This is a genomic window from Plantactinospora sp. KLBMP9567, assembly GCF_033446045.1.
Lineage (GTDB): Bacteria > Actinomycetota > Actinomycetes > Mycobacteriales > Micromonosporaceae > Plantactinospora.
Genome location: NZ_JAWQRR010000022.1, coordinates 190,647 through 216,228 on the forward strand (window position 1 = coordinate 190,647; position 25,582 = coordinate 216,228).

Annotated in this window: 27 protein-coding genes; 13 read left to right on the forward strand and 14 right to left on the reverse strand. The window is 72.7% G+C overall.

Translation table 11 applies throughout. The annotated features are described in order from the left end of the window. Nucleotides 1-138 precede the first annotated feature (138 nt). The 4 genes from R6Y94_RS18525 to R6Y94_RS18540 all read left to right on the forward strand — a co-directional run bounded on the left by R6Y94_RS18525 (nt 139) and on the right by R6Y94_RS18540 (nt 3,652). A complete protein-coding gene (locus R6Y94_RS18525; protein WP_318397124.1) occupies nt 139-912 on the forward strand; it encodes a glycerophosphodiester phosphodiesterase in 774 nt (257 codons plus the stop codon). A 45-nt stretch (nt 913-957) separates the two neighbouring features. Beyond that, nucleotides 958-2,334 carry an MFS transporter gene (locus tag R6Y94_RS18530; protein ID WP_318397125.1) on the forward strand — a complete coding sequence of 459 codons (1,377 nt, stop codon included), beginning with the start codon at nt 958-960 and terminating at the stop codon, nt 2,332-2,334. 135 nt (nt 2,335-2,469) lie between these two features. Then, nucleotides 2,470-2,841: a hypothetical protein gene (locus R6Y94_RS18535; RefSeq protein WP_318397126.1), complete on the forward strand. Its 372-nt coding sequence runs from the start codon at nt 2,470-2,472 to the stop codon at nt 2,839-2,841. Between the two features lie 139 nt (nt 2,842-2,980). Beyond that, entirely contained in the window at nt 2,981-3,652 is a 672-nt protein-coding gene (locus R6Y94_RS18540) for a thymidine kinase (protein ID WP_412102808.1), read from the forward strand. A gap of 27 nt (nt 3,653-3,679) precedes the next feature. On the opposite strand, the gene R6Y94_RS18545 is transcribed toward R6Y94_RS18540, so the two are convergent. Then, the gene (locus tag R6Y94_RS18545) at nt 3,680-4,138 is read right to left on the reverse strand and encodes a DUF4878 domain-containing protein (RefSeq protein WP_318397127.1); all 459 of its coding nucleotides are present in this window, start codon (nt 4,136-4,138) and stop codon (nt 3,680-3,682) included. Nucleotides 4,139-4,312: 174 nt separating this feature from the next. Here R6Y94_RS18545 and R6Y94_RS18550 point away from each other — a divergent pair, with 174 nt between their 5' ends. Beyond that, nucleotides 4,313-6,013 (forward strand): acyl-CoA dehydrogenase family protein, encoded by a 1,701-nt coding sequence (locus R6Y94_RS18550; RefSeq protein WP_318397128.1) that lies wholly within the window; start codon nt 4,313-4,315, stop codon nt 6,011-6,013. 278 nt (nt 6,014-6,291) lie between these two features. On the opposite strand, the gene R6Y94_RS18555 is transcribed toward R6Y94_RS18550, so the two are convergent. The 4 genes from R6Y94_RS18555 to R6Y94_RS18570 form a co-directional block, all read right to left on the reverse strand. Continuing rightward, complete coding sequence (locus R6Y94_RS18555) at nt 6,292-7,236, reverse strand: tyrosine-type recombinase/integrase (RefSeq protein ID WP_318397238.1); 945 nt, start codon at nt 7,234-7,236, stop codon at nt 6,292-6,294. Nucleotides 7,237-7,487: 251 nt separating this feature from the next. After that, nucleotides 7,488-7,913, reverse strand: a complete 426-nt coding sequence (locus tag R6Y94_RS18560) for an Hsp20/alpha crystallin family protein (RefSeq protein WP_318397129.1) — start codon at nt 7,911-7,913, stop codon at nt 7,488-7,490. Between the two features lie 112 nt (nt 7,914-8,025). Beyond that, nucleotides 8,026-8,520 carry a GNAT family N-acetyltransferase gene (locus R6Y94_RS18565; RefSeq protein ID WP_318397130.1) on the reverse strand — a complete coding sequence of 165 codons (495 nt, stop codon included), beginning with the start codon at nt 8,518-8,520 and terminating at the stop codon, nt 8,026-8,028. A gap of 67 nt (nt 8,521-8,587) precedes the next feature. Continuing rightward, nucleotides 8,588-9,823 (reverse strand): MFS transporter, encoded by a 1,236-nt coding sequence (locus R6Y94_RS18570; RefSeq protein ID WP_318397131.1) that lies wholly within the window; start codon nt 9,821-9,823, stop codon nt 8,588-8,590. Between the two features lie 69 nt (nt 9,824-9,892). Between R6Y94_RS18570 and R6Y94_RS18575 the strand changes: the two genes are divergently transcribed. Beyond that, complete coding sequence (locus R6Y94_RS18575) at nt 9,893-10,396, forward strand: MarR family transcriptional regulator (RefSeq protein WP_318397132.1); 504 nt, start codon at nt 9,893-9,895, stop codon at nt 10,394-10,396. A gap of 25 nt (nt 10,397-10,421) precedes the next feature. Here R6Y94_RS18575 and R6Y94_RS18580 read toward each other — a convergent pair whose 3' ends face one another. From R6Y94_RS18580 to R6Y94_RS18595, 4 genes are all read right to left on the reverse strand, one after another. After that, nucleotides 10,422-10,739: a type II toxin-antitoxin system PemK/MazF family toxin gene (locus R6Y94_RS18580; protein WP_318397133.1), complete on the reverse strand. Its 318-nt coding sequence runs from the start codon at nt 10,737-10,739 to the stop codon at nt 10,422-10,424. Then, the gene (locus R6Y94_RS18585) at nt 10,736-10,987 is read right to left on the reverse strand and encodes a hypothetical protein (RefSeq protein WP_318397134.1); all 252 of its coding nucleotides are present in this window, start codon (nt 10,985-10,987) and stop codon (nt 10,736-10,738) included. Before R6Y94_RS18585 ends, R6Y94_RS18580 begins: the two co-directional genes overlap by 4 nt. Nucleotides 10,988-11,060: 73 nt before the next feature. Continuing rightward, a complete protein-coding gene (locus R6Y94_RS18590) occupies nt 11,061-11,720 on the reverse strand; it encodes a response regulator transcription factor (RefSeq protein ID WP_318397135.1) in 660 nt (219 codons plus the stop codon). Next, the gene (locus tag R6Y94_RS18595; RefSeq protein ID WP_318397136.1) at nt 11,717-12,928 is read right to left on the reverse strand and encodes a sensor histidine kinase; all 1,212 of its coding nucleotides are present in this window, start codon (nt 12,926-12,928) and stop codon (nt 11,717-11,719) included. The genes R6Y94_RS18590 and R6Y94_RS18595 overlap by 4 nt, the downstream gene beginning before the upstream one ends. Before the next feature lie 96 nt (nt 12,929-13,024). On the opposite strand from R6Y94_RS18595, the gene R6Y94_RS18600 reads away from it, so the two are divergent. The 3 genes from R6Y94_RS18600 (at nt 13,025) to R6Y94_RS18610 (ending at nt 15,850) form a co-directional block, all read left to right on the forward strand. Next, entirely contained in the window at nt 13,025-13,987 is a 963-nt protein-coding gene (locus R6Y94_RS18600; protein ID WP_318397239.1) for an ABC transporter ATP-binding protein, read from the forward strand. Further along, nucleotides 13,984-14,847 carry a hypothetical protein gene (locus R6Y94_RS18605; protein WP_318397137.1) on the forward strand — a complete coding sequence of 288 codons (864 nt, stop codon included), beginning with the start codon at nt 13,984-13,986 and terminating at the stop codon, nt 14,845-14,847. Before R6Y94_RS18600 ends, R6Y94_RS18605 begins: the two co-directional genes overlap by 4 nt. Before the next feature lie 517 nt (nt 14,848-15,364). Beyond that, nucleotides 15,365-15,850 (forward strand): dCMP deaminase, encoded by a 486-nt coding sequence (locus tag R6Y94_RS18610; protein WP_318397240.1) that lies wholly within the window; start codon nt 15,365-15,367, stop codon nt 15,848-15,850. Nucleotides 15,851-15,890: 40 nt separating this feature from the next. On the opposite strand, the gene R6Y94_RS18615 is transcribed toward R6Y94_RS18610, so the two are convergent. Both R6Y94_RS18615 and R6Y94_RS18620 read right to left on the reverse strand, forming a co-directional pair. Then, the gene (locus R6Y94_RS18615; RefSeq protein WP_318397138.1) at nt 15,891-16,451 is read right to left on the reverse strand and encodes a DinB family protein; all 561 of its coding nucleotides are present in this window, start codon (nt 16,449-16,451) and stop codon (nt 15,891-15,893) included. A 325-nt stretch (nt 16,452-16,776) separates the two neighbouring features. Then, the gene (locus tag R6Y94_RS18620) at nt 16,777-17,805 is read right to left on the reverse strand and encodes a tyrosine-type recombinase/integrase (RefSeq protein WP_318397139.1); all 1,029 of its coding nucleotides are present in this window, start codon (nt 17,803-17,805) and stop codon (nt 16,777-16,779) included. A gap of 148 nt (nt 17,806-17,953) precedes the next feature. On the opposite strand from R6Y94_RS18620, the gene R6Y94_RS18625 reads away from it, so the two are divergent. Both R6Y94_RS18625 and R6Y94_RS18630 read left to right on the forward strand, forming a co-directional pair. Beyond that, nucleotides 17,954-18,421: an HNH endonuclease gene (locus R6Y94_RS18625; protein ID WP_318397140.1), complete on the forward strand. Its 468-nt coding sequence runs from the start codon at nt 17,954-17,956 to the stop codon at nt 18,419-18,421. Nucleotides 18,422-19,042: 621 nt separating this feature from the next. Next, a complete protein-coding gene (locus R6Y94_RS18630) occupies nt 19,043-19,528 on the forward strand; it encodes a DUF1062 domain-containing protein (protein WP_318397141.1) in 486 nt (161 codons plus the stop codon). Nucleotides 19,529-19,704: 176 nt separating this feature from the next. Here the strand turns inward: R6Y94_RS18630 and R6Y94_RS18635 are convergent, their stop codons facing one another. The 3 genes from R6Y94_RS18635 to R6Y94_RS18645 are packed head-to-tail and all read right to left on the reverse strand — an operon-like array spanning nt 19,705 to nt 23,398. Beyond that, complete coding sequence (locus R6Y94_RS18635) at nt 19,705-20,556, reverse strand: sensor histidine kinase (protein WP_318397142.1); 852 nt, start codon at nt 20,554-20,556, stop codon at nt 19,705-19,707. Beyond that, a complete protein-coding gene (locus R6Y94_RS18640) occupies nt 20,553-21,329 on the reverse strand; it encodes a response regulator transcription factor (protein WP_412102802.1) in 777 nt (258 codons plus the stop codon). Before R6Y94_RS18640 ends, R6Y94_RS18635 begins: the two co-directional genes overlap by 4 nt. Further along, nucleotides 21,248-23,398: an MMPL family transporter gene (locus R6Y94_RS18645; RefSeq protein WP_318397144.1), complete on the reverse strand. Its 2,151-nt coding sequence runs from the start codon at nt 23,396-23,398 to the stop codon at nt 21,248-21,250. The genes R6Y94_RS18640 and R6Y94_RS18645 overlap by 82 nt, the downstream gene beginning before the upstream one ends. 397 nt (nt 23,399-23,795) lie before the next feature. Here R6Y94_RS18645 and R6Y94_RS18650 point away from each other — a divergent pair, with 397 nt between their 5' ends. Both R6Y94_RS18650 and R6Y94_RS18655 read left to right on the forward strand, forming a co-directional pair. After that, nucleotides 23,796-23,960 (forward strand): hypothetical protein, encoded by a 165-nt coding sequence (locus R6Y94_RS18650; RefSeq protein WP_318397145.1) that lies wholly within the window; start codon nt 23,796-23,798, stop codon nt 23,958-23,960. Between the two features lie 345 nt (nt 23,961-24,305). Then, on the forward strand, nt 24,306-25,475 hold the full coding sequence (locus tag R6Y94_RS18655) for an AAA family ATPase (protein ID WP_318397146.1): 1,170 nt from the start codon (nt 24,306-24,308) through the stop codon (nt 25,473-25,475). Nucleotides 25,476-25,582: the final 107 nt, after the last annotated feature.

The following is a 25,582-nucleotide window of genomic DNA, read 5'->3' on the forward strand; positions in this document are numbered from 1 at the left end:
GCCCAGGTGGCCGGAAGTCGGGGCGCGGGCACCGCGCCGTCCAGGTGGCGTTCGCCGCCCGGAAGAGTTCCCGTCGGGCGGGGGAAAGCGCCGCCCTCCGGTCACCGCACGGCCAACCGGGCCGGGCATACTCGCACCGTGATCCGGGACTTCGCCTACCTCGACGCGCCGACACCGCTGGCGTTCGCGCACCGTGGCGGCGCCGCACGCGGCGACGAGAACACCACGGAGGCGTTCGCCCGGGCGGTCCAGCTCGGCTACCGGTACGTCGAGACCGACGTGCACGCCACCGCCGACGAGGTGCCGGTGGTCTTCCACGACGCGACCCTGCACCGGATGACCGGGGAGCACGGCCGGATCGCCGGACTGCGCTGGGCGGACCTGAAGACGATCCGGGTCGGCGGGGCGGCGGCGGTACCCCGGCTCGACGACGTACTCGGCGCCTGGCCGCAGATCCGGTTCAACGTCGACGTGAAGGCCGACGGCGCGGTCGCGCCCACCGTGCGTACCGTCGACCGGTCCGGGGCCGGCGACCGGGTGCTGCTCGCCTCGTTCAGCGACGCCCGGCTGGCCCGGCTGCGGATCCTGGCCGGGCCGAAGATCGCCACCTCGCTCGGGCTGCGCGGGGTGGCCCGGGTACGGCTCGCCTCGCTGGCCAACCGGCGGCTGATGCTGCCGCCGACGGTGGTCGCCGCCCAGGTGCCGGTCCGCTACCGCGGGGTCAAGGTGGTCGATCGGCGGTTCGTCGACTACGTGCACCGGCTCGGTCTCCAGGTGCACGTCTGGACCATCGACGACATCACCGAGATGAACGAGTTACTCGACCTCGGTGTGGATGGCATCATGACCGATCACGTCGACGTGCTGCGCGAGGCGTACCAGAGCCGCGGTCACTGGCCGTCCGATCGGTAGGTCGGCCGGTGCAGGCCCGCCCGACCCCGATACCGAAGGACCGACATGGCCGAGACCATCCCCGTGACGGCGCCGGACGCGCCACCCAGCACCCGGCACGAGCGGGTCGGCTGGTACTTCTACGACTGGGCGAACTCGGCCTTCAACACGACGGTGATCACCGTCTTCCTCGGCCCGTACCTGACCTCGATCGCGAAGGCGGCCGCCGGCTGCGCCTCGGACGACCCGTGCCGGGGCGGGCGGGTCAGCCTGCTCGGCATCGACATCGCGCCCGGCTCGCTCTTCCCGTACATGGTGTCGCTGTCGGTGTTCCTGACCGTCTTCGTGCTGCCGCTGGTCGGTGCGGTCGCCGACCGGTCGCCGCGCAAGAAGGAGATGCTGGCGCTCTTCGCCTACATCGGTTCGGCGGCCACCATCGGGCTGCTGTTCCTGACCGGCGACCGCTACCTGCTCGGCGCCGGGCTGTTCCTGGTCGCCAACATCTCCTACGGGGCGAGCATCGTCGTCTACTACTCGTTCCTGCCGCAGATAGCCGGTCCGGAGGAACGTGACAGCGTCTCCAGCATCGGCTGGGCGATCGGCTACATCGGCGGCGGTCTGCTGCTGGCGATCAACGTCGCGGCGGTGCTGTTCAAGGACTCGCTCGGGATGGACACCGGCGAGGTCGCCCGGTACAGCATGGTGTCGGCGGGCATCTGGTGGGCGGCGTTCACCACCATCCCGCTGATCCGGCTGCGCAACCGGCCGCCGGTCGCCGGCCCGGCACAGGGACCGGTACTGCTCGACGGGTTCCGCCAGCTCTGGCACACCCTGCGCAGCCTCAAGGCGTACCCGTTGACGTTGTTCTTCCTGGTCGCCTACCTGGTCTACAACGACGGCATCCAGACGGTGATCTCGCTGTCGGCGGTGTACGGCACCGAGGAGCTGAAACTCTCCGACGACGTCCTGGTGCCGACCATCCTGATGGTGCAGTTCCTCGCCTTCTTCGGCGCCCTCGGCATGGGCGCGCTGGCGAAGCGGATCGGCGCCTGGAAGACGATCCTGATCAGCCTGGTGCTCTGGACGGTCGTGCTGGCGGTCGCGTTCCGGCTGCCGGCCAACCAGGCGCTGCCGTTCGTGCTGCTCGGCGGCGGGATCGGCATCGTGCTCGGCGGCAGCCAGGCGCTGAGCCGGTCGCTGTTCAGCCAGTTGATCCCGAAGGGCAAGGAGGCCGAGTACTTCGGGCTGTACGAGATCTCCGACAAGGGTACGAGCTGGCTCGGGCCGCTGCTGTTCGGGCTGGCGTACGGGATGACCGAGAGCTACCGGGTGGCGATCATCTCGCTCCTGGCGTTCTTCGTGATCGGGTTCGTGCTGCTGGCCGCCGTGCCGATCCGGCGGGCGATCGTCGCCGCCGGCAACACCCCGCCGGAACGGCTCTGACCGGCAGTGCACCGCCGCAGTCCACCGGCTGCCGCGTCGGCCCGGGCGGCCCGCCCCAGCTGGCCCCACGGGCCGACCGGCGGCCCCCTCTGGGCGCGGGTGGGCCCGGGGCGGCACGTGGGCAGGAGGCGCGGAATGGAGCCGATCGAGGTGACGGCCGGTATGGCACTGGTCGGCGCGATGGCCGATGCCGGCTGGCCGGCGGCCCGGGCCGAGGTGGTGGCCTTCTGGCGGCAGGTCCGGCCCGGGGAGGCGGACGACGTGGCCGCCGACCTGACCGAGGTACGCGCCGAGGTGCTCGCCGCCCGCCAGGCCGGCGACCCCGCCCTGGAACGCGCCCTCGCCGACACCTGGCAGTGCCGGTTGCGGAACCTGGTGCAGGATGACCCCGCCCTCGCCGCCGGCCTGCGGCGCCTCGTCGACCGGCACCTCGTGCCGGCGCTCCCGGCGGACGAGCGGGCCGGGATCACCAGCCGGCTGCCGGACCGGGATTCCGGCCCGGGCTGAGTCGCGGTCCGACAGGTTGGGCCGCGGCCTGGCGGACGCCGGCCGACCAGAGTGGCCAACGACACGGCGGGTCGAGCCGGAAACACCTGGTGGCTTAGGCTCCCCGACCGTGACCGACGACAGCCGCACCAGCCCGACCCTGTCCGCCGGCGACGAGTCCGCGCTCGCCCAGGCGTGCTTCGCTGCCGGCGACGGCCGGTTACGTCAGGGCGCCGCCCTGAAGTTCTTCTGGGGACCGATGGACTGTGGCAAGTCGACCATGGCCCTGCAGATGAACTACAACCACGCCCGGCAGGGTCGGCGCGGACTGGTGCTGACCAGAATCGACCGTTCCCTCGGCCCGCAGATCACCACCCGGATCGGCCTGGCGCACGAGGCTATCGAGGTCACCGAAGACCTCGACCTCTGTGAACTCGTCAGGGGCCGGTGGGCCGAGGGCGACCGGCTCGACTACCTGATCTGCGACGAAGCCTGCTTCTACACCGTGCGGCACGTCGAGCAGATGGCCGAGCTGGTCGACTGCTACGACGTGGACGTCTTCGCGTTCGGCCTGGCCAGCGACTTCCGGTCCTGCCTGTTCCCGGCGGCGCAGCGGCTGTTCGAACTTGCCGACGAGGTGTCCCGGATCCAGGTCGAGGTGCTCTGTTGGTGTGGACGCCCCGGGCAGCTCAACGCCCGGGTGGTCGGCGGCGCGGTGGCCCGGCAGGGCGAGCAGGTGGTCATCGGCGACACCGTCGAGGCGGCCGAGGTGCGCTACCAGGTGCTCTGCCGGCGACACTTCCGCTCCGGTGACCTGGGCGAGAGCCGCTGACGTCGGAGCCGGCCCGCCCGGTCGGGGTCAGAACGGGTCGCCGCAGACCCGCCACTCGTCGCCGTCCTTGATCATCGGCATCTCCCGCCGGTCCACCGCACCGGAGCGGCGGGTCAGCTTCGCCGTCGCGGTCGCCCGGAGCTGGCCCCGGTCGCTGGCGACGGTGACGTCCTCGATGGCGTACCGGGTGATCGTCGGTGGCACCGAGAGCCGTCGCTCGAACTCGTCCCGGCTCCACCGCTCGCGGGTGTCGACGCAGAGCCGATCGTAGGCGCCGCCCGCGTCGCCGCTGGTCACCTCCTGCAGGAACGCCTCCGCAGCCTCCTGGGCCGCACCGGAGGACTGCCGGACGTGCTGGTAGTTCCAGGCCCCGAGGCCGGCCGCGCCCACACAGCAGACGAAGAGGCCGACCGCGACCACCGACAGCACGCCCCGGAGCCGGCGTGGTCGCCGTCCCCCGCGCCCGCCGGGCAGCTCGTAGCCCATGCCACCGACGGTAGATAGCCGCCGCGTCCGGCGGGTGCCGAACCGCCCGGGTCGGCACCCGCCGACCATGATCGGCTCGGTCGGCGCCACCGGCCGCCGTGGTCTACGGTCGGGACCATCCCCGCCAGCTTCGCCGGCCCGCCGGCCGGCCCTCGCCCCTCGAGGACGACGACCATGCAGCGCTACGTCCAGTCGGTCCCGCCACCCGCCGACCCGTACTTCAGTGACCGGCTGCTGCGGTCCTGGCTGGACCACCAGCTCGGCCCGGACGGACACGCGGCCGCGGCGGACCGGCTGGCCGCGCTCGCCACCGATGTCACCGGCCCGCTGCGGGCCGCGCACGCCGACGCGGAAGTGCACCCACCGACCCTGGTCCGCTACGGTCCGTGGGGGGCCCGGATCGACCGGATCGAGACCTCCGCAGGCTGGCAGGCCCAGCGCGCGGCGGCCGCCCGGCACGCCGTGGTCGCGCTGCCGTACCTGGCGCAGGCCCGCAGCACCTGGGGAGCGGCGGCCCGGGTCGTCCAGCACGCCCTGCTGCACCTCTACGGTCCGGAGTCGGCCACCTTCTCCTGCCCGGTGGCGATGAGCGACGGCGCCGCCGCGCTGCTCGCCCGCCCCGAGGTCGATCCGGCGCTCCGGGACGCCTGGCTGCCCCGGCTCACCGCCACCGACCCGGCGACGGCGGTCAGCAGCGGGCAGTGGATGACCGAGTCGCAGGGCGGCTCCGACCTGGCCCGGTCGACCACCACCGGCCGGCCCGCCGCCGACGGCTCCTGGCGGCTCACCGGCGAGAAGTGGTTCTGTTCGGCCGCCGACGCGGAGCTGGCGGTCGCGCTGGCCCGCCCGGAGGACGCCGGGGTGGGCAGCCGGGTGCTGGTGCCGTTTCTGGTCCCCCGCTACGCCGCCGACTCGCCGCTGGCCGGGCCGGGTGCCGAGCGGGACGCCCCGGCGCCGGGGATCACCGTGCACCGGCTCAAGGACAAGCTCGGTACCCGGGCACTGCCGACCGCCGAGATCGGGCTGCGCGACGCGTACGCCTGGCCGCTGGGTGACCCGTCCGTGCCGGGTCTGAGCCGGGCGATGACGCTGGTCGTGGTGACCCGGCTGCACAACGCGGCGGCGGCCGCGGCCGGCATGCGCCGGGGACTCGGGTACGCCCTGGCGTATGCCGACGCCCGCCAGGTGGCCGGCGGACGGTTGATCACCGCACCGCTGCACCGGGCCACCCTGGGCACCCTGGCGGTGGACGCCGCCGGGGCGTTCGTGCTGGCCGGGCACGCGTTCGCGCTGCTCGGCCGGGTCGAGGTGGGCGCGGATCCGGCCGCCGCGGCCGAACTGCGGATCGTGGCGCCGTTGGCCAAACTCGCCACCGGACGGCTGGCGGTCTCCTCGGCCAGCGAGTACGTCGAGTGCTTCGGCGGCGCCGGATACGTGGAGGACACCGGCGTGCCCCGGCTGCTGCGGGACGCCCAGGTGCTGCCGATCTGGGAGGGCACCACCAACGTGCTCGCGCTGGACGTGCTCCGGGCGGTGCTCCGGGAGGACGCCGCCACCCCACTGCTGGCCCGGCTGGACGCCGCTACCGACACCGCCCGACGGCTGCACCCGGCGCTGGCCGACGCGCTCGCCGGCACGACGGCGGAACTGCGGAACTCGCTCGCCGAGGTGGCCCCGGAGTCGGTCGCGGTGCTGGCCGGGGCGCGCGGGCTGGCGCTGCGGATGGCGTACGCGCTGGCCACCGCGCTGCTGGTCGAGCAGGCGGCCGGCGGCGACGAGACGGCGGAGGTGGCCGCCCGGCTCTGGGGGCGGCGCTGGCTACGCGGCGCGGACATCGCGGCGGAGGCACACCACGAACTGGACCTGCTCTGCTAAACCGCCCCGGGCCCGGCAGACCGGCGGCGCGCGGACCCGGTCGCCGGACCTGACAGGAGGTGTCAGGTACGGCGGGCAGGCTGGCCGGCACGGAAAAGATCGGCGACCTCATCTTGGTCAACCTGGACAGCCCGGATCCCCGCGCGCACGCCGAGTTCTACTCCCGGGCGCCCGGTTGGGAGATGACCGGTGGCGGTGCTCACCGATCCGGCCAGTCAGCCGTTCCGCAGCTGCCTGCGGGCCCAGGACCGAGCAGGCGGACCTGAATGCCCGCCGCGTCAGTTCCGGCGGCGGGCCCGGGCCGCCCAGATCGCGTACGCCGGATCCCGGTCCAGGTTGTGCCGGTCCCGGTCGTACCGGCGGGTGGTGCGCGGGTCGGCGTGCCCCATCGCGTCCTGCACGTCCTCCAGCGGCACCCCCTCGGCCCGGGCCGAGGTGGCGAAGGCGTGCCGTAGCGAGTGCGGGGAGAGCCGCTCCCAGGCCGGAATGCCCGCCACCCGGGCCAGCCGGCGGACCAGCCGGAACACGGCGTGCCGGTCGAGCCGGTTGCCGGTGGCGGTCACCAGCAGCGCGCCGGTCAACTGCTCCATCGGCCGCCCTGCCACGATCGCGCGGGCGGCCAGGTAGGCGTCCACCGCGTACGCCGAACCCGGGGTCAGCGCCCGGCGGCGGGCCCGGCCGCCCTTGCCGACGAACCGCACGCTGCGGTGCCCCCGCTCCCGGCCCAGGTCGGCCAGGTCCAGCGAGACCAGTTCGCCGACCCGGAGCCCGAGGTCGGCGAGGAGGGCCAGCACCACCCGGTTGCGCAGCGCGGTGGGGCCGGTGTCGGCCTCGGCGGCGGCGAGCAGCGCGTCGACCTCGTCCGAGGTCAGGCCCACGGTGGCGGAGTGGTCCCGGTCGACCCGGGGGCGGTCGGCAGCGGAGACCGGATTGCCCGGCACCGCCCCGAGCTTGCCGAGGAACATGTACCAACTGGACAGCGCGGAGAGCTTCCGGGCCACCGTGGCCGCGGTCAGCGGGCGGCCGCTGCGCGGATCGACGTTCGACTCCAGCTCCCGGGCGTACGTGTTGACGTCCAGGAATGTCGCGCCGAGCGGGTCGAGTGCCCGGCCGCCGCACCAGCCGAGCCAGCCGGCGATGTCCCGCCGGTACGCGGCCCGGGTGTGCTCGGACAACCGACGGTTACGCAGCCATGCCTCGGTGAAGTCGGCCGGGGCGGACATCGACACCGATCGGGGTGTCGACCGGCGGACCAGTGTGGATCGGGACACGCGAGAAAGTTTTTCAGACCATTCGCCCGAGACCTCGAAGACGCGCCCGGCGATCTCCAACTCTCGGAAATACCGGGATAATCGTGCGCGGGTGCGCGCCGGCCGACTCGGCTCACTGCTCCTGCCGTCGCCGGCCCCGGGACGGCCGACGCGCGCCGGTCCAGGTGTCGACCGGACGGGCGCGCGTCGGTGGTAGGCGGGAATCAGGAGTTGAGCTGGCGCGGGCCGGCACCGGAGACGGTGACCTCGACCCGGCGCGGCTTGGCCCGCTCGGCCACCGGAATGCGCAGGGTCAGCACGCCGCCCTCGTAGCCCGCCTCGAGCTTGTCCGTGTCGAGGGTGTCGCCGAGGAAGAGCTGCCGGGTGAAGGCCCCCATCGGACGTTCCGCGGCGACGAGCTCCACCTTGTCGCCGGTCGGTCGGCGCCGCTCGGCGCGGACGGTGAGCACGTTGCGCTCCACCGTGCACTCGATGCTCTCCGGGTCGACGCCGGGCAGGTCGAAGGCCGCGTAGAAGTAGTCGCCGTCGCGGTAGGCGTCCAGGTGCATGACCGCCGGGCGGCTGGTGGTGCCGAAGAAGTGCTCGGCGATCCGGTCGATCTCGCGGAACGGGTCGGTACGCATCAACATCGTCGATCCTCCTCGGTTCTCCTGGCCGAAGGTTAAGTTGAGTCGAGGTGACTCAAGTTCTCTTCCTTATTACCGCGCCCACGGCTCCGGCGTCAACCCCGACCACACGACGTCAACCGAGCCGCTTCTCGAACCAGTGGTCGGCGTACGGCGAGACCGCGTAGGCCGGCACCTCCCGGTAGCCGTGCCTGGCGTACAGCGCCCGGGCCTCCACCAGGTCGTGCCGGGTGTCCAGCCGCATCGTCGTCGCCCCGTGCGCCGCCGCCTCCTCCACGGCGGCGAGCAGCCGTGCTCCGCCCCCGCGCCGTCGCGCGCCGGCCCGGACGAACACCCGGGTCACCTCGGGGTACGGCAGGTCACCCAGCCGTACCCCGGCACAACCGGCCGGCTCGCCGTCGTACCAGCCGACCAGGAACAGCCCGGTCGGCGGGGTCAGGTCGTCGCTCGGCTCGTCCGCCAGCACCTGGTCGATCTCAGCGTCGTCGGTCGGCCGGCGATGGTACCGGCTGACGATCTCGGTGTAGTAGTCACGGAGCAGGGCACGCGCCACCGGCCCGTCGACGGGCTCGGCGCGGACCGTCCAGCCCAGGGTCAGGATGTCTCCCACCCGGTCAGTCTGGCCGGCGCGTCCAAGCGGTTTTCCCCGCTCCGGGCCGGTGGCGCGGGGCGACCGGTCAGCGGACCGCCGCGACCGGCGCGGCTTCCGGTGCGGCTTCCGGCCCGGCGCCGACCGGGCGCCGCACCCCGGGGACCGCGGCGGTGCCGAGGCAGGCCACCGCGACCGCGACGGCGGCCAGCGCCAGTGGCACGGTGGGCGACCAGGCATCGGCGGCGAGCGGCGCGAGCGCGTACCCGAGGGGCATCGCGGCGAGCGAGAGCAGCCAGTCGTAGGAGGTGACCCGGGCCAGCACGTGCGGCGGGATCTCCGCTTGGACGACGGTCTGCCAGATCGGGTTGAGGAAGCCGAGGGCGGCCAGCGCGACGCCGTACGAGACCACCACGGTCCAGGCCGGAGCGGCCACCGCGAAGAGGGTGAGCGGCAGCGCGTACGTGGCCAGTCCCAGGTTGGCCACCAGGATCGGCCGGCGCAGCCGGGCCCGTCCGGCCAGCAGGGAGCCGACCAGCAGACCGACCGCACCCGCCTCGAGGACCAGGACCCAGACGCCCTCGCCGCCCAGCCGGTCGATCGCCACCGCCGGGCCGAGCGTGACCAGCACCGCCGCCACGCCGTTCCAGACCGCGTGCGCCACCAGACTGCTCCAGTACCAGTCGCGGGAGCGGACCTCGGACCAGCCCTCCCGCAGGTCGGCGAGGAGTGGGCGGCGCCGCACCGGGGTCCGGCGTACCCGGAGCACGGCCAGCAGGGCGGCGCTGACCGCGAAGCTGGCGCCGTCGAGCACGAACGCCCAGCCGGGGCCGGCGGCCCAGATCAACGCGCCGGCCAGCGCCGGTCCGGCCAGGCCGGTGACGCTGCGGGCGGCGCCCAGCGCCGCGTTGGCCCGCTGCCGGCCGGACGCGTCGACCACGCCGGCGACCAGCGGTGAGGTGGTGGGCATCGCGAAGGCGGACGCGACCCCACCGACCGCCGAGGCGACGGCGATCGACAGCAGGGTCGGATCGCCGCCGAGCAGTTCGACACCGATGAAGACCTGGGCGGCGCAGCGGACCAGGTCGCTGCCGATGGCCACGATCCGGGGATCGAGCCGGTCGGCGAGTACTCCGCCGAGGGGTAGCAGCAGCAGTCTCGGCACCATCGCACAGCCGAGCACCAGGGCCAGGGCGGAGCTGGAACCGGTGGCTCGCAGCACGGCGAGGGCGAGCGCGGCCGGCACGACGGCGTCGCCGAGCGCGGAGAGCGTACGGCCAAGGAAGAGCAATTGGAAGGCGCGCAGCCGGAGCGGGTGGGTCACGGCTCGGAGATTATTTCGAAGCCGAATCTTTCGTCAACGAATAATTCCGCTTCGACGTAGGATCGTCGCGTGGAGCACCAGGAGGACTGGACCGACGGGCACGTCGCGCGCTGGCTGCCCGTGCTACCCGACCTCGACCCGGACGTGGAGGGCACGGTGACCCGGGCGAAACTGCTGGCCCAGCACCTGCGCCGGGTCCGGGAGAAGTCGCTGGTCGACTTCGACCTCCAGCGGCCGGAGTTCGACACCCTGCACGCGCTCGCCGGCCGACACGGCCGGGCGGTGCCGTCCCAGCTCGCCGACGACCTCAACCTGGCGCCGCCCTCGGTCACCGCCCGGATCGACGCCCTGGTCGCCCGCGGCTTCGTCCGGCGGACACCGTCGGCCACCGACCGGCGCCGGGTCGACATCGAGCTGACCGAGCAGGGCCGGGCCGCCTGGCTCGGCGCGATGGACATCCTCGGCGACGAGGAGTACAGGCTGCTCGGCGCGCTGACCGCGGACGAGCGGCGTACCCTCTCCGACCTGCTGCGCCGGGTCATGCTCGCCGCCGAGCACCCCCAGACGCTCTGACCGAACTAGTGGCCCGCCCTGGTGGTCACAGCTCGAACAGGTCCCGCAGCGCCTCGCCGATCCGGGCCATGCTCGCGCCGGTCGCCATCCCCACCCGCTCCACCGCCACCGCCGCCGGAACCCGGCGCAGCCGGTTCACCACCACGACCCCGGTGACCGGATCCGTCTCGGCCAGCGGCACCACGAACGGCGGAAGTTCGCTGCTGCCGCGCTGCCGGACGATCGGGGCACAGTACGGGGAGGTGGACGGCCGGTCGTTGTGCCCCTCGCCGGAGAGCACGATGACCCGGTGTCTGGCCTGCTGGGTACGGTCGCCGACGGTCCAGATCTCGCCCCGGTTCACGCGGCGCCGGCCAGATCGGACCAGCCCGCGTCGACCCGGTCGGCGTAGCGGTCGAAGGCGTCGAGTTCGTCCCGGACCTCCGGATTAGCGGCCAGCCACGCCTCGTGCTGCCGAGCCGCGGCGCGGAGCGCCTCCCTGCGGGCCGCGCGGTCGATCCAGGCCGACAGGGACAGGCCGTCCTGCTTCGCCGCGGCACGGGCTCGGGCGAGCGTGTCCGGGTTCAGGCTGAGCGTGACCTTGTCCGCCATGTCCGCGATGGTACGCCCGGTGGTGTCGGCGGAGGTATCCGCGCGGGTGTGTCGGGGCGGCACCGGAGACCGGTCAGCGGGCCGGCGCGACCAGCCCCAGCTCGTACGCGATGATCACGAGCTGTACCCGGTCCCGGGCGTCGAGTTTGGTCAGCAGCCGGGCCACGTGCGACTTGGTGGTCGCCATCGTGATGAACAGCTCGTCGGCGATCTCGCTGTTCGAGCGCCCCTGCCCGATCAGGGTCAGCACCTCCCGCTCCCGCTCGGTGATCCCGGCGACCGGGCGTACCCGACGGGCGGCCGGCGGGGCGGCCTCGACGAAGCCCGCGATCAGCCGGCGGGTAACACTCGGTGCAATCAGAGCGTCACCAGCGGCAACCACCCGGACCGCCCCGAGGATGTCGTCCACGGCCATGTCCTTGACCAGGAAACCGCTGGCACCGGCCCGGAGTGCGCCGTAGACGTGCTCGTCCTCGTCGAAGGTGGTCAGCACGAGTACCCGGGTCGCTCCGTCACCGGCCACGATCTGCCGGGTCGCCTCGATACCGTCCATGCCGGGCATCCGGATGTCCATCACCACCACGTCGGGCCGGACGGCCCGGGCCAGCTCGACGGCCTCCGCACCCGTGCCCGCCTCGCCGACCACCGACAGGTCGGGGGTGTCGGCGATCAGGACCCGCAGCCCGGAGCGGACCAGCGGCTGGTCGTCGACGAGCAGTACCCGGACGCTCATGCCGGCACCGCCCGGGTCTCCGGCAGCGGCAGCCGGGCCGCCACCCGGAAACCGCCGCCGGGGACCGGTCCGCCCGTGAAGTCGCCGTGCAGCAGGGCGACCCGCTCCCGCATCCCGCCGATCCCGAACCCGCTGGCCGCGACCGGCCCGCCGCGCCCCTCGTCGACGATCTCGACGTGCAGGTCGTGCTCCCGGTAGTCGAGCGTGACCCGGCACCGTGGCGTACCGGCGTGCCGGACGACGTTGGTCACCGCCTCCTGCACGATCCGGTACGCGGACAGCTCGATGTCGGCGGGCAGCGGCCGCCGCTTCCCCCGCCGGCACAGCTCGACCCGGACCCCGACCTCCGCCGTCGCCTCGGCCAGCCGGTCGAGATCGGCGAGCCCGGGCGCCGGATCCCGGGGCGCCGGGTCGGACGGGTCCGCCTGACGCAGCCCGCCGAGCACCCGGCGCAGGCCGGCAAGAGTCTCCCGGCTGGTCGTCTCGATCGCCCGCAGCGCTGCGCCGGCCTCGGCCGGCTGGGTCTGGATCACCCGGCTACCCACCCCGGCCTGGATCGCGATGATGCCGATGCTGTGCGCCACCATGTCGTGCAGTTCGCGGGCGATCCGCAGCCGTTCGGCGGTGACCGCCTGGGTGGTGGCCTGCGACCGCAGCGCCTCGGCGTACCGCCGCCGGGCCCGCACCGAGTTGCCGATCATCCAGGTGGCCAGCATCCCCAGGGTGGGGATCTCCGGTTGGAAGACGGCGTTGTCGCCGAGGTCCAGGTAGCCGATCAGGATCTCGGCGCAGAGCGTCAGTACGGCAACGGTCACCGAGAGCGGGCGGGACCTGGTCGCCGCGACGAACCCGACGACCAGGTTGATCGCCAGCAGTTGCAGATACCGCAGCTCGGCCAGGTAGTCCTGGTGCCACGAGTGGATCATCACCGTCATCGCCGCCGACCCGAGCAGCATCAACGCCAGGGTCGCCAGCGGGCTGCGCCGCAGCAGGACGGCGGGCAGCGCCATCACCAGGGCCGGCAGCGCGTACCGGGGGATCGTCTCCAGCATGTTGTCGTAGCGGCCGGGACCGTCTGAGACGATTGTCACGGTAAGGGCCAGCAGCACGGGGAACGCGGCGATTCCGCACCAGACCAGTGCCGTCCGCACCCCCGCCGGCAGGCGGTGGCGCAGCGGTGGCCGGAGCAGGCGCGGGGTGGCGTCCACGCGGCGAGACTAGCCACCGGCCGGCCGGTGCGGCATCCGTCCACGGACGTAATCCCGCAGGCTGGCGCCGCCCGGACGGTTGCCCCCGCCGGCCCGATGTGCCGGGCCGCCCGATTCGGCAGCGTTGCGGTCGTGATCGAAGTCAACGACCTGACCAAGCGATACGGTCGCAAGACCGCCGTCGACGCCCTCTCCTTCACGGTACGGCCCGGGCACGTCACCGGCTTCCTCGGTCCGAACGGTGCGGGCAAGACCACCACGCTGCGGATGATCCTCGGTCTGGACGCGCCGACCCGGGGCACCGCCACGGTCGGCGGCGTGCCGTTCCGGACCCACCGGCGCGGGCTGCGGCACGTCGGCGCCCTGCTCGACGCGAACCACGTGCACGGCGGACGCAGCGCCCGGGCACACCTGTCCGCTCTGGCCCGCAGCAACGGCATCCCGCCGCGCCGGGTGGACGAGGTGCTCCGGGAGGTGGGCCTTGCCGAGGTGGCCCGGCAGCGCGTCGGCGGGTTCTCCCTCGGCATGAAGCAGCGACTCGGCATCGCCACGGCGCTGCTCGGCGACCCGCCGGTGCTGCTCTTCGACGAGCCGATCAACGGGATGGACCCCGAGGGGGTGCGCTGGGTCCGGCACCTGTTCCGCCGGCTCGCCGCCGAGGGCCGGACGGTCTTCCTCTCCAGCCACCTCATGACCGAGATGGAGAACACCGCCGACGAGCTCGTCGTGATCGGCCGGGGCCGGCTGGTCGCCGCCGAGTCGCTGGCCGGCTTCGCCGCCGGCAGCAGCCGGCGCAGCGTGCTGGTGCGTACCCCACGGGCCGCCGAACTCACCGCGCTGCTGACCGCCGCCGGGGCGTGGGTGGAGGCGCGGGAGAGGGTCGATTGCGAGGTACCCACGCTGACCGTCACCGGGCTGCTGGCCGAGCAGATCGGCACGCTCGCCTTCGACCACCGGATCGTCCTGCACGAACTGGCCACCCGGACCGCCTCACTGGAGGACGCCTTCATGGAACTCACCGCCGACCGCGTCGAATACCTGGCGGGGCAGCCCCGATGAGCCCCGGCACCGTCACCTCGGCACCGACTCCGGCACGCCGCGCCGAAGCGCTCGCCGCGCCACCTGCCCGGTTCCGTGACCTGCTCGCCGCCGAGTGGATCAAGGTCTGGTCGCTGCGCTCGACACCCTGGACGCTGCTGCTCAGCACGCTCTTTGTCGTCGGCACCGCCACCATGGAGGCGCTCGACGACTACCGCGACTTCCCGAACATGAGCCCGGAGGCGCAGCGAGAGCCGATGTTCGCGCTCTCCGACGCGTTTCCGCTGATGGGCTACTGGGCACTGGCACTCGTCGCGGTCAGCGCGGGCGCGATCGTGGTGGTCGGCGAGTACGGCAGCGGCCTGATCCGCACCACCACCGTCGCGGTGCCGGCCCGCGGCTCGGTGGTGCTGGCCAAGGCGGTCGTGGTGGCCGTGCTCTGGACAGTGGTCGGCACCCTCGCCGCGAGCGGCGCGTTCGCGGTCTCCCAGGCCATCCTGAGTGGACGGGGCGCGGCGGTATCGATCACCGAACCGGTCGCGCTGCGCGCCCTGGCCGCGTCCGCGCTGCTCCCCACGGTCTGCGCGCTGATCGGACTGGGCCTCGGAGTCCTGATCCGGCACGCCCCCACCACGATGGTCACCGGCATCCTCACCCTGCTGATGCTGCCGCAGTTCTTCTCGATCCGGACGCAGTGGACCGCCGAGATCAACCATGCGATGGTGCTCACGGCATGGCAACGGTTGACCGCGATGTGGGTACCGCCGCCGGATGACGGTTTCTACCGGCCCGACGTCGCCGGGTCGTGGATCGTCTACGCCGCCTGGCCGGTGGTCGCGATCGTCGTCGCCCTGATCGTGGTACGCCGCCGCGACGTCTGAGCGGCCGCCCCCGCCCCCCCCCCCCCCCCCCGCGCCGGGCCGCGGGGCCCCCCCCACCGCCCCGGGGCCCCCCGCCCGGGGGGGGGGGGGCCCCCCCCCCCCCCCCCCCCGGCGGGGGGGGGGGGGGGGGCCCCCCGCCCGATCGGCTCGGTACGTCGCGACGGTCTGCTCGGCCAGATCCGCTCCGAGTGCCTGCGGGCGTCGGTGGCGGCATGCTGTTGATCCTCGTCGGACATCCGCCCCGGCGACCATCCGGCGGGCGATCTCGTTCATGATGGCGTCGTCGTCTTCCACCGTGCGGTGTGCGAATCGAACCGGAGGCCACTCCCCTGACCCCGGCCGGGGCGTACGGAGTGCGGGGTGGCCGGACACCGAAGGGCTCGGGAGGTTGGGACGTACATCGCAGGTACGGGACAGGAGTCGGCACCGCGTCGCCGGCGTGGTGACCGTCGGCGGCTCGGGTGACCTGGTCGGCCCGGCGTGGGCGACGGACCGGGACGGATCGTTATGGGCGGGCATGAACGGCATCACCGCACAGGATCGGCGATGGCTCAGGGCGGCCATCGAACTGTCTCGTCTCTCGCCACTCTCGCCGACCCACTACGCCGTCGGCGCGATCATCCTCGACCGGCACGGCATCGCGCTCGCCACCGGGTACACCGGGGAGACCGACCCGCACTACCACGCGGAGGAAGCCGCGCTGGCCAAGCTCGCCGGCCGCGCCGACCTGGACCTGTCCGAGGCGACGATCTACACCTCGATGGAGCCGTGTACCGCCCGCAGGTCACGGCCGGATCCCTGCACCGACCTGCTACTCGACGCCGGCGTCGCGCGGGTGGTGCTGGCCCTGCGGGAGCCGCTCCTCTTCGCCGACTGCGACGGTGTGGAGACCCTGCGCGGGGGCGGGGTCGACGTTGTCGAGATCAGCGAGTTGGGGCCTCTCGTCACCGCGATCAACGCCCACGTACTCGGGGTCGCCGACCGTCCCCGGAACGACCGGTGAGGCCGGTGGTCGTCCGTCGGCGGACGGAGACCGTCCAGCTCTACTGCCCGACTCGGCCGTCGATGCGTTCACGTAGCAGATCGGCGTGCCCGCAGTGTCGGGCGTACTCCTCGATCCGGTGGACCCACAGTTCGCGGACGGCGAAGCCGTCCTTCCCCACCCGCTCACCCAGATCCGGATGCGCGGCCAATGCGGTGTCGGTGGCCGCCTGCTCGCGGGCGAGATCGGTGAATGCGCCGTCGACTACCGCCTGCTCAGCGACGGCTCCGTCGAAATCCGCATCATTCGCTCCGTACAGTTTCGGCGCTGGGTTCGCTGGCCGGATCCAGTTCCGCCAGTCCCGTTCCACCTCGGCCAGATGGCGGAGAAGTCCGAGCAACGACATGGTAGACGGAGGAACCGACCGACGAGCCAGTTGCTCCGGGTCCAACCCCTCGCACTTCATCTTCAGGGTCAGCCGGTAGTTCGTCAGGAAGTCCTGCAGCGTCGCCAACTCACCGTCCGGGCTGGTCCCGTCGTTGTTTCGGGGATCCTCGTCGGGATCCGCCCACATGTCGGGGTAGACGCCGGCCTGGGTCCACCGCTGCGGTATGTCGCTCACCGCGTTGACGATGCTGGGCAGTGGCCCCACACGCAAGCGAGTATCCAGGCGACGCCCACCGCATCGCAGGCGACGATCGTGGCTGCCCTCGGTGGCGAATCTGCGCTGGTTCGATCTCTGGCCGGCGCTGGATGTCGATGGCGTCGCCGGTCAGGGGCCAGGTGGCGCGGGCGGGCGTACCGGTACCTGTCCCGCACCGGTTAGCGGGGTCGGTCGTTCCAGCCATCTGCACCGCCGGGCCCGCGGCCACCGTTCCCGCGTCTTCAGACGGGTCCCTTCACCGACGCTCCGTCAGCCGCCGACCAGGGCCGATCGAGCCCGCGCCTCAGGAGACGTTCGCCGCACCGATCCCGTCCCGTCGGCCGCTCCGCCGGGCACGGGCCGCCCAGATGACGTACGCGGGATCACGGTCGAGGTTGTGCCGGTCCCGGTCGTAGCGACGGGTCGTACGCGGGTCCGCGTGTCCCATCGCGTCCTGCACGTCTTCCAGGGACACCCCTTCGGCGCGGGCAGTGGTGGCGAACGCGTGCCGCAGCGAGTGCGGCGACAGCCTCGCCCAGGCGTGAATGCCGGCTGCCCGGGCGAGTCGGCGGACCAGCCGGAACACCGCGTTCCGGTCCAACCGCGCACCGGTACCGGTGACCAGCAGTGGACCGGTCAACTCCGGCACGCTCAACCCCTCGGCGGCGGCCCGGGCCGCCAGGTAGGCGTCCACCGCATACGCGGTGCCGGGGGTGAGGGCGCGGCGACGGATCTTGCCGCCCTTGCCGACGAAGCGGATGCTGCGATGTCCACGCTCGGTACCCAGGTCGGTCAGGTCCAGCGAGATCAGTTCGCCGACCCGCAGCCCCAGATCGGCCAGCAGGGCGATGGTGACCCGGTTCCGGATGGCGGTCGGTCCGGTGTCGGCGTCGGCCGCGGCCAGCAGCGCATCGACCTCGTCGGGGGTCAACCCGACGGTGGCGGAGTGGTCCCGGTCGATCCGCGGGCGGTCGGCGGCGGCCACCGGATTGGTTCCGACGGCCTGCAGCTTGACCAGGAACTCGTACCAGCTCGACAAGGCGGAGAGGCGGCGGGCGACGGTGGCCGGGGTGAGCGGGCGGCCACTGCGGCGCCCCAGCGTCGCCTCCAACTGACGGGCGTAGGCGTTGACGTCGAGGAAGGTGGCCCGCAGCGGATCGAGGTCTCGGCTCCCGCACCAGCTCAGCCAGCCGGCGACATCTCGTCGGTACGCGTCGCGGGTGTGCGCTGACAGCCGCCGGTTGTCCAGCCAGGCTTCGGTGAAGTCGGCGGACCCGGCGGCTGTCAGCGCGGGGCTGCTCGACCTGTGCGGCACGACTTCGGAAGACAGCATGCGAGGAAGACTCTCAGCTACCAGGCGGATTTGTGCCGAGGCGCGCCCGGCAGCACACCGTCGTCGGTGACCGTCGGTCGGGCCAGGACAGCGGCGGATATCGGCGCCGACCGCGGGGTAGATCGGAGCTGCCCGCTATCCTCCCGGCGTGCTCTCCCAGATCAGAGGCTTGTCCCGCCATTTCACCGAGGAAACGCTCCGAACGTACTTGTTGGACCGCTCGGTGCGCAGGGAGGACGGCTGCCGCATCGTACGCGGCTACGGTAGCCAGCGAGGCGTTCCCCAGAAGGTCGCGGGTCGGGCATGGGCGCACATCGCCGCATACGTCGTCTTCGTCGGCGGCTACAGGCCTGAGTTGGAAGTCGACCACCTTTGCGGTGTGCCGGACTGCATCGAGCCGACCCACCTGCGTCAGGTCACTCATGCCGAGAACTGTCGTAGCCGCAAGCAGCAACCTCGGTGCCGCAACGGACACGACCGCGAGATCGATGCCCGTACCGGCCGTTATCGCAAGGTCTGCCGACGCTGCAACGGCGACGCGCAGAAGCGGTGGCGCGAACGGCAGGCACGCCAGGTTGCCGAGGGCCGCGCCGGCTACGGCCGCGCAACGGACTGATGCCGGCCGCAGGATCCGGCAGCATCGGGTACGGGCCACGGAGAGAAGAGCTTTACACCAGGCTAATCGCTTACGGTAAAGAACTGTCATTATGATGTTCCGCGTCCTGGTCGTTCCGGCCGCCCCTCCGGTCCCGGCTACGGGGATTAATGAATTACCGGTAATGACAATCCGGCAATATCCAGTGACCCGCCCACCCCTGGGTTGTCTGGGTGCGGGTAAGAAACGTCGACGTAGACCCGGGACGGCCGGCCGGGCCTCGACGACACCATCGCCTTCGCGCTGAGGCGTCCCGGTAGCGCTGACGAAGTCTCGTCGAAAACCGTTTGAGCCTTCGATCCGCGTTCCCGTAGGTTGCCCCCCAGCCCCATCCCGGTGAGGACAGAGGACAAAACCCGCGTGACCCCGCCTGCTCTCTAGACCTGACACCTTCTTGCGCTCACTTAGCCGACGTCCCCGTCGGCTCTGCCGGGCTGCCCATGCGCGCCCGGTCATCCAGCGTTTGAGGCCGCGCGCAAACGGCCTCGTGTCAGGTCTGGAGAGACCATGTCTTCACCACCTCATACCGTGCTGCCCTGGGTCGTCCGTCGGACGAGGCTGCCTCTACTGTCGTTGCGGTGCGTGGACTGCCGCTCGGAGTCGGCCACCACCGGCGAGGGCAGGTTCCGCGTCAACGCCAACCGCAAGCTGCTGGACGTGTGGCTGCTGGTCCGCTGCGTATCCTGCGATCGGACGAGCAAACTCACGGTGCACGAGCGAACGCCGGTCAGTTCCTTCGATCCGGCCGAGCTGCACGGCTACCGTGTCAACGATCCGGAACTGGTGGCGTCCAGGTTGTTGGATCCGTTGCTCGCCCGGCGTAGCCGCTTCGCCCTGGACTGGACGGGGGCCTGGCGGCTGGACACCCCGTCGGCACGGCGCGACGAGGCGTGGCCGGTCCAGGTAGAGGTCCTCTTCGAGGATCCGGTACCGGTGCGTCCGGATCGGCTCATCGCGCAAGGGCTCGGCCTGAGCAGGCCCGAGGTACTGCGGCGGATCAAGTGCGACATTCCGCTGCGCCGCCCGACAACCGCCGGATTCACCTTCACCGTGATGGCCGGGGACTAGCCGGGACGTAGCCGGGCGGACCGCCCGGCCCGCCCGGCTACACCCCGAAACCCATGCCAGTACCGGACGCGCAAGCCACACCCCGGCACAGAACGCGCAAGAGCCCCACCACGACCGGCGGTGGCAGAAGGGAGGACGCCGCCACCCCACTGCTGGCCCGGCTGCGATGACCGAGCTCAGTGCGCGGGACCGGGCGGGGACGGTCGCGCCGGTCCAGCAGAGCGGTCCCGTCGGGCAGGGCGAGCTGTCGCCGGGAACGTGACCCGTACGGTGGTGCCCTGCCCGGGCACCGAGGTCACCCCGGCCCGGCCACCGTGCGCGGCCACGATCGCCTCGACGATGGCCAGACCCAGACCCGACGAGCCACCGCCGTCGCGGCTGCGGCTGGGGTCGGCGCGGTAGAAGCGCTCGAACACGTGCGGCAGATGTTCCGGCGCGATTCCGTCGCCCTCGTCGCGTACCGCGATCACCACTTCGCCGTCCTCGGCGGTGACGGTGACCGTGACCGGCGTGCCGGGCGGGGTGTGCTGTACCGCGTTGCCGACGAGGTTGCGCAGCACCTGCTGGATGCGTGGGCCGTTCCCGTCGACGGCCGCTTCCGCCACGCCTTCCAGGGTGATGGCCCGGTCGGCGCTGACCACCCGGGCGTCGTCCACCACCTCGCCGGCCAGCGTCACCACGTCCACCGACCCGCGGTCCAGCGGTCGCGCCCCGTCGAGGTGGGCCAGCAGCGCCAGTTCGTCGACGAGCAGCCGCATCCGGTCCACCTCGGCCTGCATCCGTTCCATGGCGTGGTCGAGTTCGTCGGGGTCGCGCAGCCCGCCCTGGACGTACAGGTCGATCCAGCCGTGCATGGTCGCCAGTGGCGTACGCAGCTCATGGCTGGCGTCGGCGACGAAACTGCGCAACCGGTCCTCGGCCCGTCGGCGGGCGTCGAACGCCTTCTGGACCGCGGCGGTGATCGCGGCGGCCTCCGGGCCGGCGAACAGCGCGATGAGGGCCAGCCGCCACCGGGAGGACCGGTTCACTGCTGCACCGGCCGCAGGCTGTACCCGAACCCCCGCACGGTGTGGATCAGCGACGGCCCACCGAAGTCGATCTTGCGACGCAGGTTCGAGACGAAACGCTCGACCACGCCCGCGTCGCCGCCGAAGTCGTACTGCCAGACGTGGTCCAGGATCTGCGCCTTGGAGACCACCCGACCGGTATTGGCCAGCAGGTAGCGCAGCAGCCGGAACTCGGTGGGGGACAGCTCGACCGGACGCCCGCCCCGGGTCACCACATGCCGGGCCTCGTCCATCTCCAGGTCGCCGCAACGCAGCACTCCCTCCGGCACCGCCGGCGGCACGCGGCGGGAACGCCGCAGCAGCGCCTCCAGCCGCGCGGCGAGCTCCACCACGTTGAACGGCTTGCTGACGTAGTCGTCGCCGCCCAGACGCAGTCCACGCACCCGGTCGCCCACCTCGTCGCGGGCGGTCAGGAACATCACCGGCAGCTGGACGCCCCGCGAGCGCAGCAGGTGCAGCAGGTCGAAGCCGTCCGTGCCGGGCAGCATCACGTCCAGCACGATCGCGTCGGGCGTGCGCGCCTCGATCGCGGCCAGGGCGGCCGGCACGTCGCCGGCCGCCTCGACCTCGAACCCCGCGAACCGCAGCGCGGACAGCAGCAGCTCCCGCAGCCCCGGATCGTCGTCCACCACCAGAATGCGGTCCACGTTGTCTATCTCACCATCACGACGGAAGAGCGCCGGTCGAGCTGCCTGCCCTCCACATCCAGGTTCGGCAGCACCCGGTCGAGCCACTGCGGCAGCCACCAGGCGCGGTGCCGGGTCAGCGCCAGCACCGCCGGCACGAGCGTCATCCGGATCAGGAACGCATCCAGCAGGACGCCCACCGTGAGCGCGAAGGCGATGGGCCTCAGCGTGGCGTCGCCGTCCGGGATGAAGCTGGCGAAGACCGAAGCCATGATCAGGGCGGCCGCCGCGACCACGCGTGCCGAGGCCCGGTACCCCTGGGCGACCGCGCGTTGCGGGTCGCCGCTCTGGGCGTACTCCTCGTGCATGCGGCTGACCAGGAAGACCTCGTAGTCCATCGCCAGGCCGAACAGCACCGCCATGAGGATGATCGGCATGAAGCTGATCACCGGCCCCGTCCGCGAGACCCCGATCAGATCGGCGAGCCACCCCCACTGGAATACCGCGACCACCGCGCCCAGGGTCGCACCGACCGACAGCAGGAAGCCCAGCATCGCCTTCAGCGGCACCACCAGCGACCGGAAGGCCACCATCAGCAGCAGAAAGGCCAGGCCTACGACGACCAGCGCAAAGGGTACGAGCGAGGCACTCAGCAGCTCGGAGATGTCGATGCCGATGGCGGTCACGCCGGTGACCGACACCGACTCCCCGCCCGCGGCCTCGATGGCGGTCACCAGTTGCTCGGTACGTTCGTCCTGCGGCCCGGTCTCGGGGATCACCGTCAGCAGCGCGTACCGGCCACTGGTGGACAGTTGCGGGCGGCCGACGGCGGCAACTCCGTCGACCGCGCCGAGTCGCTCGGCCAGCGCCGTGGCGGCGGACTGCTTGTCGCCTTCGTTCCTCAGGTCGGCCAGGACCAGCAGCGGGCCGTTGAAGCCCGGTCCGAACGCGGCGGCTGTCAGGTCGTACGCCTGCCGCTGCGTGCTGGCCGCCGGAGCGGAACCGCTGTCGGTGAGCGCGAGCCGCAACCCCGGCACCGGTACGGCCATGACACCGAGCGCCGCGACGACGGCGAGGGTCGTGACCAGCGGCCGGCGGGTGACCAGCCGGACCCAGCGCGCGCCCATGGTGGGCCGGGCATCCGCGGCCTCGCGCCGGACGGCCCGCGAGCCGGGCTTCGGGCGCAGCCGGTCCCCGGCGAAGCCCAGCACAGCCGGAATCAGGGTGATCGCGACCAGCACCGCGACGATCACGGCGGCGGCCGCAGCCAGTCCCATCGCGGTCAGAAACGGCATCCGGACGACGGTCAGCCCGGCCAGGGCGACGACCACGGTGAGGCCGGCGAACACCACGGCGGTGCCGGCCGTACCGATCGCACGGGCCGTGGACTCGGCCACGGGCATGCCGGACGCCAACTGCGACCGGTGCCGCGCGACGATGAACAGCGCATAGTCGATGCCGACCGCCAGCCCGAGCATGAGGGCCAGGGCCGGCGCGGTCGTCGGCAGCGTCAGCATGCCCGCGGCCGTGGCCAGGCCGGCGACGGTGGCGCCGACCCCGAGCAGGGCGGTGAGCAGAGGCAGCCCGGCCGCCACCAGGGAACCGAAGGTGATGACGAGGACGACCAGCGCGATCAGCAAGCCGGCGACCTCGGTGCCCTGGCCACCGTCGCCGGAGCTGTCGGCGTACGCCGGCCCGCCGACCTCCACCCGCAGCCCGACCTCGCGGGCCGGTCGGAACACGTCCTCCAGCGCTTCGAGGGAGCCGCCCTCCGGCCGGGCGCGCTTCTGCTGATGGTCCACGGTGGCCAGGGCGACGCGACCGTCCGGCGAGACCGTCTTCGCGGCGAACGGGTCCACCACCCCGGCCACCTGCGGCGCCTTCGCGGCGGCGGCGAGGGTCCGCTCGATGACGGCTCGGTACTCGGTGACCTGGTGGCCGGCGGGCGCGACGAACACCACCTGCGCGGAGGTGCCCGACGAGGCGGGAAACTGCTCGGCGACGGTGTCCAGGGTCCGCTGAGCGCGCGAGCCGGGTATCGAGAACTCGTCCTCGTACGAGCCGCCGACGGTGGCGGCGAGGGCCCCGGCCGCGACGAGGACGGCCAGCCAGGCCACCAGGACGGTCCGGCGGCGCCGACAGGTCCAGGCGCCGAGCCGGTAGAGCGATGCGGCCATGACGGCAGACTCCCGTGGTCGTGGGTCAAGGAGCCTCAGCACACCGCCCGTGCCTGACGGTCCGGCGCCGGCGAACCTGACGGTTGCCTGACGGTCGATCCCTGACGGGCGCGTGATCGGCTCGGCGCCGAACGTCACGGCCGCCTTCAGCCGGTGCGGTAGCGGGTCGGCGGCCAGCACCCGGTGGCACCGGCCAGCCGCGCGAGCTGCACCAGGTCCGACCCGCACAACCCGACCGGGGTCATCCCGACCCCTGAGCTGCGCAAACTCCCGCCGGGTCAGCAGGCGGTGGTCTTCGGGACCGCAACCGACTACGTCGGTCTGGACACCTACGACCTCCTGCGGCAGCAGGTGGTGGTGTCGCACCACTTCTGGTTCGACGACGGTCGGCGCACGCGTGTTCCGCAGTCCGCACCGCTATGTCTGGCCCGCCGAACTGGATCTCATGGCACAGCTCGCCGGCTTCGAGTTGGAGTCCAGGTACGCGGACTGGACCGGCCCCGAGTTCACCGCCGAATCCCGGTCACACGTCTCCGTCTACCGACTCCCGCCCGACCGCTGAAGCCACCGCCGAGTAGCCGGCGACGCCGGTCGCCGGCGGGACATCGACAATCGGTCGATGATCACGCGACCGACCACCACGTCTGCCCCTCGGGGGCGTCCTTGACGAACACGATCCGGTCATTGCTGGCCAGGGCCAGGGCCGGGACGATCAGCAGCGGGGAGGCGTGCAGACCGCCGGTGGCGGCGACGGCGAAGTGGACGGCGCACGCGCGGCCGCCCCCGGGTACGACGACGCTGGCGGCGTACCGGATATTCGGTCGACCTGGCCGCGAGCGGTCAGGATACTTCCGACCATGACCCGGGCCCTGGTGTCGCCGTTGTCGACGGGTCGGCGAGCCCGCCGATGAGTGCCCCGCTGCCGGTGCTGTGGCTCTACGGGCCGCCCGCCGCCGGGAAGTCCACGATCGGCTGGGAGCTGTTCACCCAGCTCTCCCGCCGGATCCCCACCGGCTACGTCGACCTCGACCAGTTGGGCATGTGCTACGCCCCGCCGACGCCGGAGAACTGGGCCCCGGAGCCGGCCTCCGACCCGGGTCGGCACCGGCGGCAGGCCCGCAACCTCAACCAGGTGGCGGCGAACGTCCGGGCCGCCGGCGCCCGCTGCCTCGTCGCCTCCGGGGTCGTCGACGCCGTCCGTGGGATCGACGTCGACCTGCTTCCACACGCGGCGCTCACGGCGTGCCGGCTGCGCTGCGAGCCGCACGAGCTGCGGCAGCGGCTGGCCGGCCGGGGCCGGGCCGGGGACGAGGCCGCCGACCGGGTGCTGGAGTACGCGGAGGCCCTGGACCGCAACCATCCGACCGGCCTCTGCCTCGACACGACGGGACGGAGCATCACCGAGGTGCTCAAGCTGGTACAGGGCGAAACCGGCGGCTGGCCGGCGCTGACCAGCCCGGGTACGGCACCGCTGGTGGGGTCGCCCGGGCCCTACCCCAGCTACCCTGCCGGGCCGGGCGAGATCCTGTGGCTCTGCGGCGCGACCGGGGTCGGCAAGTCCACGGTGGGCTGGGAGACCTACACGACCGTCCGCAGGGCCGGAGTCCACACCGCGTTCGTCGACCTCGACCAGATCGGTTTCTACCGCCCGGCCGGCGTCCCGCCGCCGCGCAACCATCCGCTGCGGGCGAGCAATCTCGCCGCCGTGTGGCAGACCTACCGGGCCACCGGTCTGCGGCGCATGATCGTGGTCGGTCCGGTCGGCGACGCCGACGCCGTGCGGACGTACCGGGAAGCGCTGCCGTCCGTGCGGATCACGGTGTGCCGGCTGCACGCCGGCCGCGACTCGCTGACCGAGCGGATCATGCTCCGGGGTCAGGGGCAGGGCCCGCAGATCGCCGGCGACGACCTGTCGGGGCAGCCGGCGGCACGGCTGCGCCAGGCCGCCGACGAGGCGACGGCCGACGCCGAAGCCCTGGAGGATGCCGCGCTCGGCGACCGGCGCGTGGACACGGATCGCCGACCCGTACCCGAGATCGCCGGGGAAGTCCTCCGGCACGTCCGCTGGCTGAGCTGACCCGGGGCGTACTCCGCCGGCAGACCGGAACGACGGCATGCCGCGATCGCCGTCGACGGCTGGCCGACCCGCTGGCTGCTCGGCGCGGCGGGCCCCGGCCCGCTCGG